The sequence below is a fragment of the Mesorhizobium sp. M7A.F.Ca.US.006.04.2.1 genome, from assembly GCF_004022915.1.
In the GTDB taxonomy this organism is placed as follows: domain Bacteria; phylum Pseudomonadota; class Alphaproteobacteria; order Rhizobiales; family Rhizobiaceae; genus Mesorhizobium; species Mesorhizobium ciceri.
The window spans coordinates 1-568 of the sequence record NZ_RZQA01001574.1 but is presented as its reverse complement, the minus strand read 5'-3'; the positions used below and the strand labels follow the sequence as shown (position 1 = coordinate 568).

The 568-nt window shown below is 63.9% G+C and carries 1 protein-coding gene; it reads right to left on the bottom strand.

The window, feature by feature from the left end; all coding sequences use genetic code 11:
• Window positions 1-69: 69 nt before the first annotated feature.
• A partial coding sequence (locus EN925_RS38805; protein ID WP_164894835.1) for a YcjX family protein occupies window positions 70-568 on the bottom strand: 499 nt, incomplete at its 5' end.

Here is a 568-nt window from a genome sequence, read left to right as displayed (position 1 = left end):
GCTCAGGGGCCGCTTGTCTCGGTGGGGCTTCCGGTTCGATGCGGAATGCCGCCGGCTTGCGGGGCGCGGTCATGCCAGATGATCTCCGATCAGGAACTGCAAGGCACGGTCGAGCCTGATATGCGGCAGCGACAGCGTGACGCCTTCGGCCGTGCGTTCGAGCTTTGGGGGACGGAAACGGACGAAGCGGATTGCAGGGTCCGCGGAGTCCTGCCTGTGATCGGCTCCCGAAACATCGAAAACCGCATCAATATTCTCCGGTAAGTCACCGGGAAATATGGCTGTTTCAGTTTTTCCATCGAAGGTTTCGCCGTTGATCTTCTCACCGGCTATCGGCGTGCCGATGATGACGGGAAGCGTCTCCCGGCCTTGCCTGACGGTGCCTTCGCGCGTCGCGCGCACCGCCGCCATGGCGACCACATCGACATCGGCGCCGGTGAAATTCGCCCGTGCCACGGCGCGGTCGGCAAGCCGCCGCACGATCGCCTGCAGCCGGTCATGGCTTTCGTGATGCAGATGGTCGGCCTTGGTCGCGGCAACCAGGATGCGGTCGATGCGCCGCGAGAAC